Source organism: Sphingomonas sp. DMC8 (genome assembly GCF_056314185.1).
Map to the genome: position 1 here is coordinate 117,488 of NZ_JBQUYV010000008.1, position 15,351 is coordinate 132,838.

The window sequence follows — 15,351 nt, forward strand, 5'->3', positions numbered from 1 at the left end:
GATCGCCTCCCAATCCACCCAGAACTTCTTCGGGAATATTGAAAGGCTATGCGCCCTTATCGTCGCCAGACATGCGGTTAGTTACGGATGCTCGGCAGCAATGCGAAGCAAGGCGGGTTTGTCGAGAATCACAAAGCTTCGCAGGTCGGGCAAAGAGACCACGCCTTCGCGCTTCATCGCCGTCAACTTGCGGCTCACCGTTTCGATCGTCAGCCCCAGCAGCTCCGCCATTTGCTGGCGGGTCAGCGGCAACGGCACGCGGTCCCCCGGCGCTCTGTCGCCGCGCGCGGCGAATTGCAGCAACAGGCTGGCGACGCGCTCCTCCGCCGATTTGCGACCGAGCAACAGCATCCAGCGACGCATATGGTCGAGTTCATCATAGGCCCGTTCAAGCAAAGCCTGTCCGATCTGCGGATATGCCTCGACCAGCCCCGGCAGCGCGCTGCGCGGAAACACGCACAATTCGGTATCGGTGAGGGCGGTAACGCAGTGGCTGGAAGGGCGATCGGCGATCGCGCCGACGAAATCGGCCGGAAAGGCCAGACCCAGCATCTGCTCGCGGCCATCCTCCAGCGAGGCGGTCAACTTGACCAGCCCGCGGTGCAGGATACCCACCTGCTCGGCAGTATCGCCCTGCCAGATCAGCGCTTCGCCCCGGCGCAACACGCGCTTGCGGCCCAGACGGTTGAGCGCTTCAAGCGCCTCGGATTCCAGGCCGCCGCAGAGCGAAGCCATCCGCACGCCACATGCCGCACAGCGCGACGGCATCATCCAGTCGCTTCCGCCCAATGCTGGCTGTTCCCGGTCCATGTACATATCAGCCTCCCTCACGCGTTGCATGCCGCGCGCGCGATGGGCAGTCGTTACGTATTGATCCCATGCCTTTTCAGCACAGAAACGACCGGACCTGTGAAGATTACCTAGGCGTCATTCTTGCGCGGAATCAAAAAACGCCGCCGCCGCCGGTCGTAATCCCACCCTCGTTGAACACGAGGAGAAAGAAACATGCGTACTTCGCTACTTGCCGGTCTGGCTGCAGCCGGCCTGCTGGCCACAACCGCAACTGCGCAGGCGCAGGACACGGCAGGCATTGCTGCAGGCGACTGGCTGGTTCGGTTGCGCGGTATTGTCGTGACCCCGAATGAGTCGTCGAGCGGCATTAATCCCGCGGTGCCGACTGCCCGGCTCGGCGTTGGAAACGCCGTGATGCCGGAAGTCGACTTCACCTATATGGCGACCGACAATATCGGTGCCGAATTGATCGTCAGCAGCACGCGCCATGACATTCAGGGCCGCGGCGGGGTTTCCGCGCTGGGCGACGTCGCCCACACCTGGGTACTGCCGCCGACGCTGACGCTTCAGTATCACTTCATGCCGAAGGCGGCAGTCCGCCCCTATATCGGTGCTGGCGTGAACTACACGACCTTCTACTCGACCAAGACGACGGACTCGCTCAACAAGGCGCTGGGCAACACCAAGCTGAGCCTGAAGGACAGCTTCAGCTATGCCCTGCAAGCCGGCGTCGATGTCGACATCAACAAGAAGTTCTTCCTGAACCTCGACGTCAAATATATCGACATGAGCACCACCGCTCGCCTGGATACCGGCGGCGCCATCAACAAGGCGAGCGTGACGCTGAACCCGCTGGTGTTCGGCTTCGGCGTCGGTACCCGCTTCTAAGAACACGCACGGACATGCGTTGGCGGAGGGCTTTTGACCATCCGCCAGCCGGCCCGGCAGGGTTCGGAAATGGGCTCGGAAATACTTTCCTCTCTCCCCGCTCTTACGCCTCACCCCCGGGGAACGAGAGACGCTGGGAGGCAGTTTGGCGGGCACCGCTCTGGGGATATGGTGCGCTGCCGGACTGCCTCCATTTTTTGTCTGGAAAGCGCGTCGCCGCGTTAATCGACGGGCAGATGCCGGCGCAGACACTCCAGCACGCCGCTGATATGGCTGGTCAACTGCGTTTCCACGCTCGCCGCATCATGCGCGAGCCAGGCATCCAGAATCGCGCGATGTTCGTGATGGCTGGGCTTCCGGCGGCCGGCAGGTTCCAGATAAGCCACGACATAGCGCTCGGCGAGAGCCGCCAGCCGCTCGACCAGCTCGATGGTCAGCCGCCGCTCGCCTGCCCGCACCAATGCCAAATGGAAAGCGCGATTATCCCGTGCGACATCGCTACGGCGATGATGCACGGCGTAATCGAGCTTCTCATAGGCCAGTTGCGCCGACCGCCGCGCGGCGGCATCGGCGCGTTCGGCAGCGAACGCAGCAGCGCCCGGTTCGATCTGAAGGCGGAGCGCGAACAGCTCCTCCGCCTCTGCAAGCGACATGCGGCGCACAAAAAAACCCCGATTGGCAGTGCTGCCGACAAAGCCTTCCTGTTCGAGCTTTGCCAGCGCCTCTCGCAACGGGATCTTGCTGACGCCCAGTTGATTGGCGAGCGCATCCTGGCGGATCGGGCCGTGCAGCCCGAAACGCCCTTCGACAATCTGATCGCGCACGATTTCGACGACCTGCTCCGAAAGCGTGCGCACTGCGATACCCATTACCCCTCCGGAATATCAACACGGGCGATAGTCGCCACATACATATTCCGAAGCATATCCGCATCTTCCATAAAATGCGGGAGTATCCGAATAATGCAGAAGAATCAGAGCTGCTTTATCGTGACCATCGCTTCGGGCGCAGTACCGATCGGGTTGCTTACCGGCATTGCGAATGGTGCTGCGGCAATTTCGAACACATCGCCCGGTTCGGTCCGTATCCCTTCGCTGAACGAGAGCGTGGCGGTGCCGAAGAAATGCACGTGCAGGTCGCCCGGGCGACGGAACAGCGGATACTTAAAGTGGTGATGTTCCAGATTGGCGATGCTGTGCGACATGTTCGCCTCGCCGGAAAGGAACGGCTTTTCCCAAAGCACGGCGCCATCACGCAGGATTCGGCTGGTGCCCTCGACATGCTGCGGCAGGTCGCCGAGCAGCAATTCGGGGCCGAGCGCCGCTGGGCGAAGCTTCGAATGGGCAAGCCAGAGGTAATTGCCGCGCTCGGTGACATGATCCGAAAATTCGTTCGCCAGCGCAAATCCCAGTCGAACCGGCGTACCATCGGCGTCGATCAGGTAGATACCGGCGATTTCCGGCTCCTCGCCCGCATCCAGGGCGAAGGCAGGCGAGGGCAGCGGCGCGCCTGGCGCGATCAGCATGCTGCCGTCGCCCTTGTAGAACCATTCCGGCTGCACGCCTGTCTCGCCCGCAGCGGGCTTGCCGCCTTCGACGCCCATCAGAAACATCTTCATCGAATCGGTCTGGTGCGCAGCGTCGCTCATCGAGCGGTGCATCTTGTCGCGCCCCTCCGCCGAACCAAGGTGCGTCAGGCCGGTGCCGGTCATCAGCAGGTGGGCGCTGTCGGGATGGTCGATCGGCGCCAGCAGCGTGACGGTGGCGAGATCGATCCCCGCCCCCTCGCCTGCCGCAGCAACCGCCTCGGCAAGCGTCTGGCCAGCTGCGAGCGCCCGCTGCGCCAGCGCCAGCGTCGTTTCCGCACCGGGCACGACACGCGCCGAGCCATCCTCATGCAGCGCAGCTACGCCACGCTGCCCGGTATCTCCGCTGCGGAACTGTACCAGCGAACGCACCATTACGATTATTCCTCCGGAAAGGCGTTCGTCGGGCGCGCGCCCCACAACGCATAGAACAGAATGTAGAGTTCACAGATCGCGGTCAGCAGGAACGAGATCTGCAGGCCATAGCTATCGGCGATCTTGCCCTGAACAATCACGAGCGCGCCACCCGCGATCGCCATGATCAGCAGCCCCGAGCCTTCCTCGGTCAACGGGCCCAGCCCGCGAATGCCGAGCGTGAAGATCGTCGGGAACATGATCGAGTGGAACAGACCGACCAGGATCAGCGACCACATCGCCGTCGGACCATGCGCAAAAGTGGTAATGAGCATGACGACGAATGCGCCGATCGAGAACGCCGCCAATACGGTCTCCGCCCGTACCTTCTGCATGATCGCAGAACCCAGGAAGCGACCGACCATCATGCCGCCCCACAGGAAGGTGAGATAATTGCCGGCCTGCTCATGCGTCAGGTTGGCGATGTCGGGCTGGCTGACGAAATTGACGAACAGATTCGCGACGCCGATTTCCGCGATTAGATAGATGAAGATCGCAGGCACGCCGAACACCAGGTTGCGGTGACGCCACAGCGAATGCTGCTTCCGGGCCTCCTTGCTGACACGCGACGTGGCCGAACCCATCGCCGGCAGCGGGAAGCGCGCGATGACGATTGCCAGCACGATCAGCACCACGGCAACCAGGCCATAGGGCAGAATCACCGAATGCGCATCGGCCAGCCGCTCGGCCGGGGTCAGCACCGTACCGGCATGGACGGTGCCGCCCTTGGAGCGGCCGAGAATCAGATAGGCGCCAAAGGCCGGCGCGAGCATCGTGCCCGCCGAGTTCATCGCCTGCACCAGGTTGAGTCGCGACGATGCCGTCTCGGGCCTGCCGACCACCGCGACATAGGGGTTGGCCGCCACCTGCAGCAGCGTGATGCCACTGGCGATGACGAACAGCATCACCAGCGTGACGCCATAAGAAGGAATGCTCGCCGCCAGCATCATGCCCAGCGCCCCGGCCGCCATGATGAGCAGCCCGATCACCAGCGATTTCTGATAGCCGATCCGCTCGATCAGCTTCGCCGAAGGGATGGAAGCCACGAAATAGGCAATGAACCAAACCGATTCGATGAGTGTAGTCTGCGTGTAGCTAAGATCGAACACGCTGCGCAGATGCGGCAGCAGCGTGTTGTTGATGACCGTGATGAAGCCCCACATGAAGAAAAGGCTCGCCAGCAGCGTCAGCGCGGGCGCATAAGATGCCCCCGGACGCGGCGGAGCGGCCCCCATTACTCCAGCCTTGTTTACCGGACCGACCGCCATGCTCCCTCTCCCAAAAAAGCGCCCCTGGGGCTATGCTTGCATCTTGTCCGACTATATACGAACAGGCCAATGGTCAACGATTGGAGGGGAAATGAATATCCATCGCGCGTACTGCGCCGCCGCCAGCCTGGCGCTCACTGCTCTGTGCGCCGCTATGCCGGCCCGTGCGGTTGATGCGGAGCGCAAGCCCTTCGGCACCCTGACCGACGGCACCCAGGTCGAAGCAGTAACGCTGCGCGCAGGCAACGGTGTCAGCGCCCGGATCATTACCTTCGGCGCCACGCTGCAATCGCTGCAGGCACCCGATCGCCACGGCCACCTCGCCGATATCGAACTCGGCTATGATGATGCCCAGAGCTATGCTGATCATCCCAATTTCTGGGGCGCAAGCGTCGGCCGCTATGCCAACCGGATCGCCGGCGGCCGCTTCACGCTGGATGGCAAGACTTATCAGCTCCCGCTCAACGATAAGACGAACTCGCTGCATGGCGGCGCCAAGGGCTATGACAAGCTCAACTGGCGGATCGTGTCGGTGAAGCAGGGGCCGGTGGCTAGCGTCACTTTCGCGCTCACCAGCCCCGCAGGCGACCAGGGCTATCCTGGCACGCTGGAAGTTCGGGCGACCTATTCGCTCGACGAAAAGGGCAATCTGACGATCGATTATGATGCGAAGAGCGACGCGCCCACGGTCGTCAACCTGACCAACCATGCGATCTTCAACCTGGCTGGCGAAGGCGCCGCCGGCGGCATTCTGCAACATCGGATGACGATCCCCGCCAGCCGCTACACGCCAGTCAACGCCGCGCTGATCCCGACCGGCGAACTGAAGGCGGTTGCTGGCACGGCATTCGATTTCACCAAGCCCCGCGTCATCGAGGACGGCATCCGCGACGGCCGCGATCCGCAGATCGTGTTCGGCCGCGGCTATGACCATAATTTTGTGCTCGACGCCGGCTTGACCGCTGAGCCCAAGTTGGCGGTTCGGCTGGAGGATCCCGCCTCGGGCCGCGTACTCGAAGTGCTCAGCACCGAACCAGGCCTGCAGGTATACACCGGCAATTTTCTAGACGGCACGCTGATCGGCAAGGGCGGACACCTGTATCGCATGGGCGATGGCATCGCACTCGAACCGCAGAAGTTCCCGGACACGCCCAACCAGCCCGCGTTTGGCTCGGCCCGAGTCGATCCCGCACATCCCTACCACCACCGCATGGTGTTCCGTCTGTCGACGACCGGCTGAACACCCCCGAATACTGAGGCACGCCTACCGCCATGACTGATTCCGCCCAGCCCCCCAAGCTCCGTTCGCGTGCCTGGTTCGACAATCCCGACAATATCGACATGACCGCGCTCTATCTGGAGCGTTATCTGAATTTCGGGCTGAGCCTGGAGGAGCTGCGTTCGGGCAAGCCGATTATCGGTATTGCCCAGACCGGGTCTGATCTGAGCCCCTGCAACCGCCATCACATGGTGCTAGCGGAGCGCGTGCGCGAAGGTATTCGCGAGGCTGACGGCATCGCCATCGAATTTCCCGTCCACCCGATTCAGGAAACCGGCAAGCGTCCGACCGCGGCGCTTGACCGCAACCTCTCCTATCTCGCACTGGTCGAGCTGATCTACGGCTATCCGCTCGACGGCGTGGTGCTGACGATCGGCTGTGACAAGACCACCCCCGCCTGCCTTATGGCAGCGGCGACGGTGAACATCCCCGCCATCGCTCTGTCCGTCGGCCCGATGCTCAACGGCTGGCACCGCGGCGAGCGCACCGGGTCGGGTACGATCGTGTGGAAGGCGCGCCAGATGCTCGCGGCCGGCGAGATCGACGACGATGGCTTCATCAAGCTCGTCGCCTCTTCGGCTCCGTCCACCGGCTATTGCAACACCATGGGCACCGCGACGACGATGAACTCGCTGACCGAAGCGCTGGGCATGTCGCTGCCGGGTTCTGCGGCGATTCCCGCGCCCTATCGTGACCGGCAGGAAGTCGCCTATCGAACCGGCCTGCGCATCGTCGACCTGGTGCGTGAGGACGTGAAGCCGAGCGACATCATGACGCGCGATGCGTTCCTCAACGCCATTGTCGTCAACTCGGCGATCGGCGGCTCCACCAACGCGCCGATCCACTTGGCTGCCATCGCCCGTCACATGGGCGTGGAACTGTCGCTCGACGACTGGCAGACCTATGGCCACAAAATCCCGCTGCTGGTGAATCTGCAGCCGGCCGGTGAATATCTCGGCGAGGATTTCTACCGCGCGGGCGGCGTTCCGGCGGTGGCGGCCGAGCTGATCCGCCAGGGCCTCATCCGCGAGGACGCGCTGACGGTGAACGGCCGCACCTTTGGCGACAACAATCGCGACGCCGTGATCGAAGACGAGAAGGTCATTCGCCGCTATGACCAACCGCTGAAGGAAGATGCCGGCTTCGTCGTGCTGTGCGGCAATCTGTTCGACGCGGCAATCATGAAGACCAGCGTGATATCGGAGGAATTCCGCGCGCGCTACCTGTCGAACCCCAACGATCCGGAGGCGTTCGAAGGGTCTGCTGTCGTGTTTGATGGGCCGGAAGACTATCATCAACGTATCGACGATCCTGCGCTGGGCATCACGCCGGAGACACTGTTGTTCATGCGCGGCGCGGGACCGATCGGCTATCCGGGTGCAGCGGAAGTCGTGAACATGCGCCCGCCCGCCTATCTGATCCGCGAGGGCGTCCATGCCCTGCCCTGCATCGGCGACGGTCGCCAGTCGGGGACATCGGGCAGCCCGTCGATCCTCAACGCCTCGCCCGAAGCGGCGGCGGGGGGTGGCCTGGCGCTGCTGCGCACCGGCGACCGGGTGCGGATCGACCTGGGACGCGGCACGGCGGACGTTCTGATCTCGGATGAAGAACTGGCCGAACGCCGCGCCGCACTGGCCGAGGCGGGCGGCTATCCCTACCCCGAATCGCAGACGCCGTGGCAGGCAATCCAGCGCAGCGTCGTCGGCCAGATGAACACCGGCGCGATCCTGGAGGGCGCCGAGCAGTTCCAGCGCATCGCCCAGACCAAGGGCCTGCCGCGCGACAACCACTAAGTCGGTAGCGCAACATCGGGAGCGAGGTACGGGCAACCGACCTCGCCCCAAGTTTATACGGTATAATATCCTTGACCGACCGCGAGGGCACTGCTTTACCCGCGCGGGGTGGGGAGAAGCACAAATGCCGTGTCCGAAAACGTGCCTGCCGGGGCGTGATCGCGCCACGAAATTCCGTCGCGGCCTGCTCGGTGCAGCGATGGTGCTGGGCACGCCCGGGCTCGCCATCGCCCAGACGACACCGTCACCAACCACCGCCCCCGCCCCGCTACCGCCGATCGAGGCACGCTATCAGCGCGCCGATCTCTACCAGTCCGACGGCCTCGACCGGCTGATCGTCGACCATAATCTGCGCGCGCAGTTCCTGGGCGAGCACACCGCCATCTTCTACCGCCATGGCAAGGCCGGTGCCCGAACGCTGAGCTGGTTCGATCCCGCCGCCGGCGACGCGCGCGACATCACTACCGAAGCAACGCTGCTCGCACTGCTGTCGCGGGCAACCGGCAAGCCGATCGAACGCGCGCAACTCGCGTTCGACTCGCCCGAGTTCGATCCCGCCACCGGCGCGTTCGCCTTCGGCGCGCTCGACAAGCGCTGGCGCTATACGGCGGACGGCACGCTCAGCGAGACGCCCAAGCCGCAGCCCGAACCCGAAGCGCTGTCGCCCGACGGGCGCTTTCGCATCGTCGCGCGCGATTTCAACCTGTTCGCCGTCGAAGTGAAGACCGGCCGGGAAGTCGCACTGACGACCGACGGCACGCGCGAGCAGCCATATGGGCGCGGCATACCCCAGCTCGCCGACATTCTGGCGCAGGGGACCGAAGACCCGAAGATGCCGGTGTCGATCCGCTGGTCGCCGGACAGCCGCCACATCCTGACCTGGCGGCTCGACACACGCGACGTGAAGCCGCTGAGCATCACCCAGCAGAACCCGCCCGGCAGCTTTTACCCCCGCAGCTTCCACTATATTTATCCGCTGGCCGGCGCCGAGAAGCTGCCGCTGGCGACCCGCTATGCGATCGATGTCGAACAGGCGGTGCGCAAGGGCAAGGCGAAGCTGGTACCGCTGCAGATCCCGGCCGAAGCACTGCTCTACCCCTATGATCCCGATCAGGACTGGGTGGCCGGCAAGCCCCGCGCACTATGGGTCCAGCGCGGCTATGGGCAACTGGCCGTCTATCAGGCTGATCCCGATACCGGCGCGGTGCATGTCGTCGCGCGCGAAACGGGAAAGCCGGTCGTGACCACCACCTCCAGCGGCCTCTATCCCGCTCCCGAACTCGGTGGCGAACTGGACGTGTCGGAACGCACCGGCTGGGCGCAGCTCTATCTGGTCCGCCCGAACGACCCCGATGGCGGCATTCCCCTCACTCGCGGCGCGTGGGAAGTCATCAGCATCGAGCATGTCGATGCGCCCGGCCGCGCGATCCTGGTCACGGGCGTCGGTCGCGAACACGATCGCAATCCCTATTGGCGCCAGCTCTATCGGATCGGGCTGGACGGCACCCAGCCGGTGCTGCTCACCCCCGAACCGCTCGACCACGACATTACGACATCCCACGACGGCAAATGGGCGATCGATGTGATGTCGAGCCCCACCACCCTGCCGCGCACCGTGGTGCGCGACACGCGCGACGGCCATATCGTTCGCGAACTCGGCCGTGCCGATGCGTCGGCGCTGCTCGCAACCGGCTATACGCCGCCCGAGCCGTTCCAGGGCGTGGCCGCCGATGGCAAGACACCGCTCTACGGCATGATCTACCGTCCGGCGCATTTCGATCCGAAACGCCGCTATCCGGTGATCGACGCCGTCTATACCGGCCCCACCACCACCGATGTTCCGGTCAGCTGGAGCGGCACGGTCTTCAACACCCCGTCGAGTGTCGCCCAGATCGGCGCGATCGTGGTGATGATCGACGGGCGTGGCACCTCGCGTCGCGGCCAGGCGTTCCGCATGCCGGCCTTCCAGAATCTGGGCGAGGTGGGGCTCGACGATCATATCGCCATGATCCGCCAGATGGCCGCACGCTATCCGCAGCTCGATACCGATCGTGTCGGCGTCTATGGCGGCTCCGCCGGCGGCTATGATGCCGCCCGCTTCATCCTGCGCCGCCCCGAATTCTTCAAGGTCGCGGTGGCATCTTCGGGCAATCACGACCTGCGGCTCGACAAGGCGTGGTGGCCGGAAACGTCGATGAGCACGCCCGATCCGTCGGTGTGGGAGCGCAACGCCAATATGTCGGTCGCCGCGAACCTGCAGGGCAAGCTGCTGCTGGTCCATGGTGATATCGACGACAATGTGCCGGTCACCGAAAGCTACCGCCTCGCCAATGCGCTGATCCAGGCGCATCGCGATGTCGATCTGGTGATCCTGCCCAACACCACCCACCGGGTGTTCCAGCCCTTTTTCTGGCGCAAGTTCCGCGACTATTTCGTTCGCAACCTGCTCGATGAGGCGCCGCCGCGCAGCGCCGTCGTCGACGTGCCAAAGTCCGGGGACTGAAGCCGCAGATCAGCGCAGGGCGATTTCGGTATCGGCCAGCGCCAGCCGAACCAGCTCGGCCATCGCCGCTTCCGCGCGCTTGGCATTGCCTGCGGCGATGGCAGCGTGAAGCGCGCGATGCTCGGGCATCGGGTCGCGCGGATCGGGCGTGTTGCGCTGCTTGAAGATCGTCGTCCAGGCGATGGCAGACATAATCGAGCTGGCCAGTGCCAGCACGGCCTCATTGCCCGTGGCTTCGAGCAGGATGGTGTGAAAGCGCTGGTCGGCCGTGCGCCCCGTTTCGGTCGCCAGACCGTGCGCCGCCATCTCGTCCAGCGCAGCTTCCATCGCCGCAACCTGTGCGGGGGTGCGTCGCGCCGCGGCCATGGCGGCAGCGGCCGGCTCCACCACCATGCGCAATTCGAACAAGTCGCTCAGAAACTTGCGCGACGGCTCGGATTCAAACTGCCAGGCGAGCAGATCGGGATCGAGCAGGCTCCAGTAATGGCGCGCCGACACCCGCGTTCCCGCCTTCGGCCGGCTTTCGACCAGCCCCTTCGCGGAAAGGATGCGAAACGCCTCGCGCAGCGCCGAGCGCGAAATGCCCAGTTGCTCACTGAATTCGATTTCGCCCGGAAAAACATGGCCTTCGGGAAACTCGCCGCGCAGAATGCCGACCGCAAGCTGTTGCGCGACCGAGCCATGCAAACGTCGATTCTGGCGCCCACGAAGCATCGAGCGCGGCGCCGACTGCAGTGGCCGTTGTTGCATTTAAACCCTTCCGTTGCGCCCGCCGGCGCCCTTGCCGGTGCGACAAGCTATCGTGCAGCGCGGCGATGGCAAGGCGAAGGTGGTGACCCGGAGAGGATTCGAACCTCCGACCTCTCGATTAGGAATCGCTTGCTCTATCCTGCTGAGCTACCGGGCCACGCCGCCGTCGCTGGTAAAGCCCAGCGCGGCGCAAATCAATTGCAAGCCTCGGGCGGCACCACCGGCACGATCAGCGGCGCCACCGGCACGCCCTCCTCAACCAGCGCCTTGGCCTCTTCGACCGTCGCCTTGCCGTGGATCGGCGCTTCGGGCTCGTCACCCAGATGCATCGCGCGTGCTTTGCTGGCGAAGGAGGCACCCACCCAGGTCGATTTTTCCAGCATCTTCGCCTGGATTTCCGCAACAGCGGCCAGCGCGGCCTTTATCGCTTCGGGCGGAACCGGCGCCTTTTCCGCCAACTGATTGCCCTTGGGCGCCACCGCAGGGGCCATCACCGCCTTGGCGACGCCGGTGTCGCCGCACATCGGGCAGGCGATCAGCCCGCCGGCGCGCTGATCCTCATAGGCTGCACTCGACTTGAACCACGCCTCGAAGACATGGCCGGTGGCGCATTTGAGATCGAACACGATCATGATGCAGCGACATCCGGTATAAGCCGGCGGTGCCGCAGTACCGGCACGCGGGTCCGCACATCGTCGATCCGCGCCGGGTCGATCTCGGCAAAGCCCAGCCCCGCCGGCTCGCCCATGTCGAGCAGCACGTCGCCCCACGGGTCGATCGCAAGGCTATGCCCGTAGGTGGCCCGGCCATCTTCGTGGATCCCGGTCTGTGCCGCAGCGATCACGAACGCCGCCGCCTCGATCGCGCGGGCGCGCAGCATCACGTGCCAGTGCGCCGCGCCAGTGGGGCGCGTGAAAGCCGCCGGCACCGCCAGCAGCGTTGCGCCGGCGTTGCTCAGCGCGGCGAACAGGTCCGGAAAGCGCAGGTCATAACAGATGGCAAGGCCCAGCCGCCCCAGCGGCGTGTCGACCACCACCGGTCCGGCGCCCGCCGTATAGCTGTTCGATTCGCGCCAGCTCTCGCCGGTCGGCAGGTCGACATCGAACAGATGCATCTTGTCGTAGCGCGCGCGGATTTCGCCGCTGTCGTCGATCACGAAGGCGCGGTTGGCGAGCTTGCCGTCCGCGCGCAGCACCGCCAGGCTGCCCAGATGCACCCAGATTCCGTGCTTCGCCGCCGCCTCGCGTACGGCGGCAAGCACGCGGTCTTCGCCCTCGGCGGCGTAATGCACCGAGGCGCGCTCGCGATTGCCGTCCAGCAGGCCAGACATTTCGGGCGTGAACAGCATCGCCGCCCCACCCGCACGGGCCTCCGCCACGCCTTCGACCAGCGTGGTGGCGTTGCCGGCGAGATCAATCCCGCTGGTCATCTGCAACAGCGCGGCGCGCGTCATGCCGCGAGCAACGGGTCCAGTCCGCCCTCGCGATCGAGCGCGGCAAGATCATCGGAGCCGCCGATATGCTTCCCGTCGATGAAAATCTGCGGAACCGTCGTCCGGCCGGGCGCGCGCTCCAGCATCTCGGCACGCTTGGGGCCGCCCATGGTGATGTCATATTCCTCGAACGCCGCGCCCTTGGCGGAGAGGAGGTTCTTGGCGCGCGTGCAATAGGGGCAGAACGCCTTGGTGTAGATTTCGACCTTTGCCATAGTCGACCAGAGGTGTGCCCGGCACTGCGGCTTGTCAATCCGCGGCATCTTCGGAAAGCACGCGCGCCCAGCACAGCAGAACCACCCGTGCCGCGCCGCCGCGCTTGAGCAACCGGGCACAAGCATCGCCCGTGGCACCGCTGGTATAGATGTCGTCGACCAGAACGACCGTTCGCCCCTTGAGCCGCGCCGCGGCCTCCGGCGCCAGCGCGAATACACCCGCCACTGCCTTGGCGCGCGCCCTTGCCCCCAGCCCACGGAGCGGCGGCGTGGCCTTGACCCGGCGCAGCAGATCGATTTCGGCCGCAACCCCGCTCCGCCGGGAAAGCCCCTGCGCGACCAGCGCCGCCTGGTTGAAGCCGCGCGACCAGATGCGCCAGCGGTGCAGCGGCACCGGCACCAGCAGATCCGCGCCCTCGGGCATCAGCCGCGCCATCCCGCGCGCCATTGTCTCCGCTACAGCCAGCCGGCCGCCATATTTGAGCTTCAGCGCCACGCGCCGCGCGACATCCCCATAGGCCACGGCGGCACGCACCCCGTCATGCGGAGGCAGGCTCGCCAGACATGCGCCGCAACGTGCGCCCTCTCCGCGATCGAAGGTGAAGGGCAGATGGCAAGCCGCGCACCAGGGCGGCCCCAGAAAGTTCAGGCTTCCCCAGCAGCCGGCGCAAAAGCGGTGATCGGCCTCGACGATCGCGCCGCAACCGGGGCACCGCGGCGGCAGCACCAGATCGAACAATCGCGAAAGAGCCGCCGCACCCTGCACGGGCACCCTTGTCGCCGCAGCCGCCACGCTGCACAAGCGCGCCCGTGTCCGACTCCGAGATTTTCGACCGCGCCCTGCGCCGCAAGCGCCGTGACCGCGCCGCACGCCAATATGAGAGTTTCCTGCGCGACCATATGCTCGACGCACTGTACGAGCGGCTGGAAGGCGTGAAGCGGGAGTTTCGGCAGGTTCTCGATCTCGGCAGCCATGACGGCGCCTTTGTCTGGCCCGGCGCCGAGATTACCCGGATTGATGCCGGCGCCCGGTTTGCGGCGATGGGCGGTGGCATTCAGGGCGATGAGGACATGCATCCCTTTCCCGAGGGCAGCTTCGATCTGGTGATCTGCGCGGGCGTACTCGATACCGTCAACGACGTGCCGGGCGCGCTGGCGCTGGCGCGGCGGGCGCTGAAGCCCGACGGGCTGTTCCTGGGCGCGTTTTTTGGTGCTGGTACGCTTTCAACGCTACGCGCCTGCTTCATGGCGGCGCAGGGCGACCGGCCGGTCGCGCGGTTCCATCCGCAGATCGACGTGCGTGCTGCCGGCGACCTGCTCTCGCGTGCCGGCTTTGCACTGCCCGTGGCGGACACCGAGACGCTGACGGTGCGCTATGCCGGGCTGCCGGGGCTGATTCGCGACCTGCGCGGCATGGCGGCGACCAATTTGCTGCCGGGCACGCCGCCGCTGCGCCGTGATACACTTTTGAACGCAGCCGCTGCCTTTGCCGAACGCGCCGATCCCGATGGCCGTACGACCGAGCGGTTTGACATCGTCTACCTGACCGGTTGGGCGCCGGACCCGTCGCAGCCCAAGCCGGCGCGGCGCGGCAGCGCGACGGCTTCGCTGGCGGACGCGCTCAAGCCAAAGGGCTGAGCGCGCGCTCCAGTACCGGGATGAAGGGCAGGTCCGCCGGGGGCATGGGCAGCGTGCGCAGCTCGGCCGCCGTGACCCAGGCCAGCGCGCTCGCATGCAGCGGCTCGGGAACACCGCGCCAATCGGCCAGACCATAGAGCAGCAGCACCAGATGCCGCTCGCCCAGCGATTCACTGGCGAAGGTCAGTGGCACCAGCACCTGCGGATCGACGATGATCGCCAGTTCCTCGGCAAGTTCGCGCGCCAGCGCCTGTTCGGGCGTCTCGCCGGGCTCGATCTTGCCGCCGGGGAATTCCCAAAGACCCGGCATGGGTTTGCCGGCCGGTCGCTGCTGCACCAGCACGCGCCCGTCACAATTCATGATTGCCGCAGCTGCAACCAGCAGGATTTCGCGTTCGATAAGCACTTCTCAATCTATCGATGCAAAGAGACCGTAGGAAGATAACCCGATTGGACGCCCATGCGACAGATTGCCCGCCAGATTTCCGCATTTCTGCAGGATCGCCGGGGGGCATCGGCCGTCGAATATGGCTTCATACTTGCCCTGATCGTACTCGCCATCATGGCCGCGCTCGTACAGCTGGGCAGCGTCACGTCAAACATGTGGTCGAACGTGTCGGCGAAGGTCCAGGCGGTCGGCTGATCCGGTAACCTTTCGCTAAGCTTGCCATTTAGGTCGTTCTTAACTCTCGGGCTTTAAAGCTGAATTCGTCGCGAGGGAAACCGTGCGACCG

16 protein-coding genes and 1 tRNA gene are annotated in these 15,351 nt (G+C 65.0%); 6 read left to right on the plus strand and 11 right to left on the minus strand.

Annotated features, from left to right (window positions below; genetic code table 11):
- Positions 1-81 precede the first annotated feature (81 nt).
- Complete coding sequence (locus ACT53K_RS16560; RefSeq protein ID WP_476229820.1) at positions 82-816, minus strand: Crp/Fnr family transcriptional regulator; 735 nt, start codon at positions 814-816, stop codon at positions 82-84.
- Between the two features lie 189 nt (positions 817-1,005).
- Here ACT53K_RS16560 and ACT53K_RS16565 point away from each other — a divergent pair, with 189 nt between their 5' ends.
- Entirely contained in the window at positions 1,006-1,680 is a 675-nt protein-coding gene (locus tag ACT53K_RS16565; RefSeq protein WP_476229821.1) for an OmpW/AlkL family protein, read from the plus strand.
- Positions 1,681-1,901: 221 nt separating this feature from the next.
- On the opposite strand, the gene ACT53K_RS16570 is transcribed toward ACT53K_RS16565, so the two are convergent.
- The 3 genes from ACT53K_RS16570 to ACT53K_RS16580 form a co-directional block, all read right to left on the minus strand.
- Positions 1,902-2,549 carry a GntR family transcriptional regulator gene (locus ACT53K_RS16570; protein WP_476229822.1) on the minus strand — a complete coding sequence of 216 codons (648 nt, stop codon included), beginning with the start codon at positions 2,547-2,549 and terminating at the stop codon, positions 1,902-1,904.
- Between the two features lie 104 nt (positions 2,550-2,653).
- Positions 2,654-3,640, minus strand: a complete 987-nt coding sequence (araD1, locus tag ACT53K_RS16575; protein WP_476229823.1) for an AraD1 family protein — start codon at positions 3,638-3,640, stop codon at positions 2,654-2,656.
- Positions 3,641-3,645: 5 nt separating this feature from the next.
- On the minus strand, positions 3,646-4,914 hold the full coding sequence (locus tag ACT53K_RS16580; protein WP_476229824.1) for a sugar MFS transporter: 1,269 nt from the start codon (positions 4,912-4,914) through the stop codon (positions 3,646-3,648).
- A 124-nt stretch (positions 4,915-5,038) separates the two neighbouring features.
- Here ACT53K_RS16580 and ACT53K_RS16585 point away from each other — a divergent pair, with 124 nt between their 5' ends.
- From ACT53K_RS16585 to ACT53K_RS16595, 3 genes are all read left to right on the plus strand, one after another.
- Positions 5,039-6,187 (plus strand): aldose epimerase family protein, encoded by a 1,149-nt coding sequence (locus ACT53K_RS16585; RefSeq protein ID WP_476229825.1) that lies wholly within the window; start codon positions 5,039-5,041, stop codon positions 6,185-6,187.
- Positions 6,188-6,219: 32 nt separating this feature from the next.
- A complete protein-coding gene (locus ACT53K_RS16590) occupies positions 6,220-8,019 on the plus strand; it encodes an IlvD/Edd family dehydratase (protein ID WP_476229826.1) in 1,800 nt (599 codons plus the stop codon).
- Between the two features lie 124 nt (positions 8,020-8,143).
- On the plus strand, positions 8,144-10,522 hold the full coding sequence (locus ACT53K_RS16595) for a S9 family peptidase (RefSeq protein WP_476229827.1): 2,379 nt from the start codon (positions 8,144-8,146) through the stop codon (positions 10,520-10,522).
- 9 nt (positions 10,523-10,531) lie between these two features.
- On the opposite strand, the gene ACT53K_RS16600 is transcribed toward ACT53K_RS16595, so the two are convergent.
- The 6 genes from ACT53K_RS16600 to ACT53K_RS16625 all read right to left on the minus strand — a co-directional run bounded on the left by ACT53K_RS16600 (position 10,532) and on the right by ACT53K_RS16625 (position 13,745).
- A complete protein-coding gene (locus ACT53K_RS16600) occupies positions 10,532-11,272 on the minus strand; it encodes a FadR/GntR family transcriptional regulator (RefSeq protein WP_476229828.1) in 741 nt (246 codons plus the stop codon).
- A gap of 80 nt (positions 11,273-11,352) precedes the next feature.
- Positions 11,353-11,429 (minus strand) — tRNA-Arg (locus tag ACT53K_RS16605).
- Positions 11,430-11,466: 37 nt separating this feature from the next.
- A complete protein-coding gene (locus ACT53K_RS16610) occupies positions 11,467-11,904 on the minus strand; it encodes a DUF1178 family protein (protein WP_476229829.1) in 438 nt (145 codons plus the stop codon).
- The gene (locus tag ACT53K_RS16615) at positions 11,901-12,725 is read right to left on the minus strand and encodes a carbon-nitrogen hydrolase family protein (protein WP_476229830.1); all 825 of its coding nucleotides are present in this window, start codon (positions 12,723-12,725) and stop codon (positions 11,901-11,903) included. The genes ACT53K_RS16610 and ACT53K_RS16615 overlap by 4 nt, the downstream gene beginning before the upstream one ends.
- The gene (grxC, locus tag ACT53K_RS16620; protein ID WP_476229831.1) at positions 12,722-12,979 is read right to left on the minus strand and encodes a glutaredoxin 3; all 258 of its coding nucleotides are present in this window, start codon (positions 12,977-12,979) and stop codon (positions 12,722-12,724) included. Before grxC ends, ACT53K_RS16615 begins: the two co-directional genes overlap by 4 nt.
- A gap of 34 nt (positions 12,980-13,013) precedes the next feature.
- Positions 13,014-13,745 carry a double zinc ribbon domain-containing protein gene (locus ACT53K_RS16625; protein WP_476229832.1) on the minus strand — a complete coding sequence of 244 codons (732 nt, stop codon included), beginning with the start codon at positions 13,743-13,745 and terminating at the stop codon, positions 13,014-13,016.
- Between the two features lie 44 nt (positions 13,746-13,789).
- Between ACT53K_RS16625 and ACT53K_RS16630 the strand changes: the two genes are divergently transcribed.
- A complete protein-coding gene (locus ACT53K_RS16630; RefSeq protein ID WP_476229833.1) occupies positions 13,790-14,617 on the plus strand; it encodes a methyltransferase domain-containing protein in 828 nt (275 codons plus the stop codon).
- Here the strand turns inward: ACT53K_RS16630 and ACT53K_RS16635 are convergent.
- On the minus strand, positions 14,601-15,023 hold the full coding sequence (locus tag ACT53K_RS16635) for a (deoxy)nucleoside triphosphate pyrophosphohydrolase (RefSeq protein ID WP_476229834.1): 423 nt from the start codon (positions 15,021-15,023) through the stop codon (positions 14,601-14,603). The two genes, ACT53K_RS16630 and ACT53K_RS16635, sit on opposite strands and share 17 nt — an antisense overlap.
- 54 nt (positions 15,024-15,077) lie before the next feature.
- Between ACT53K_RS16635 and ACT53K_RS16640 the strand changes: the two genes are divergently transcribed.
- Positions 15,078-15,260: a Flp family type IVb pilin gene (locus tag ACT53K_RS16640; protein ID WP_476229835.1), complete on the plus strand. Its 183-nt coding sequence runs from the start codon at positions 15,078-15,080 to the stop codon at positions 15,258-15,260.
- The last annotated feature ends 91 nt before the right edge of the window (positions 15,261-15,351 follow it).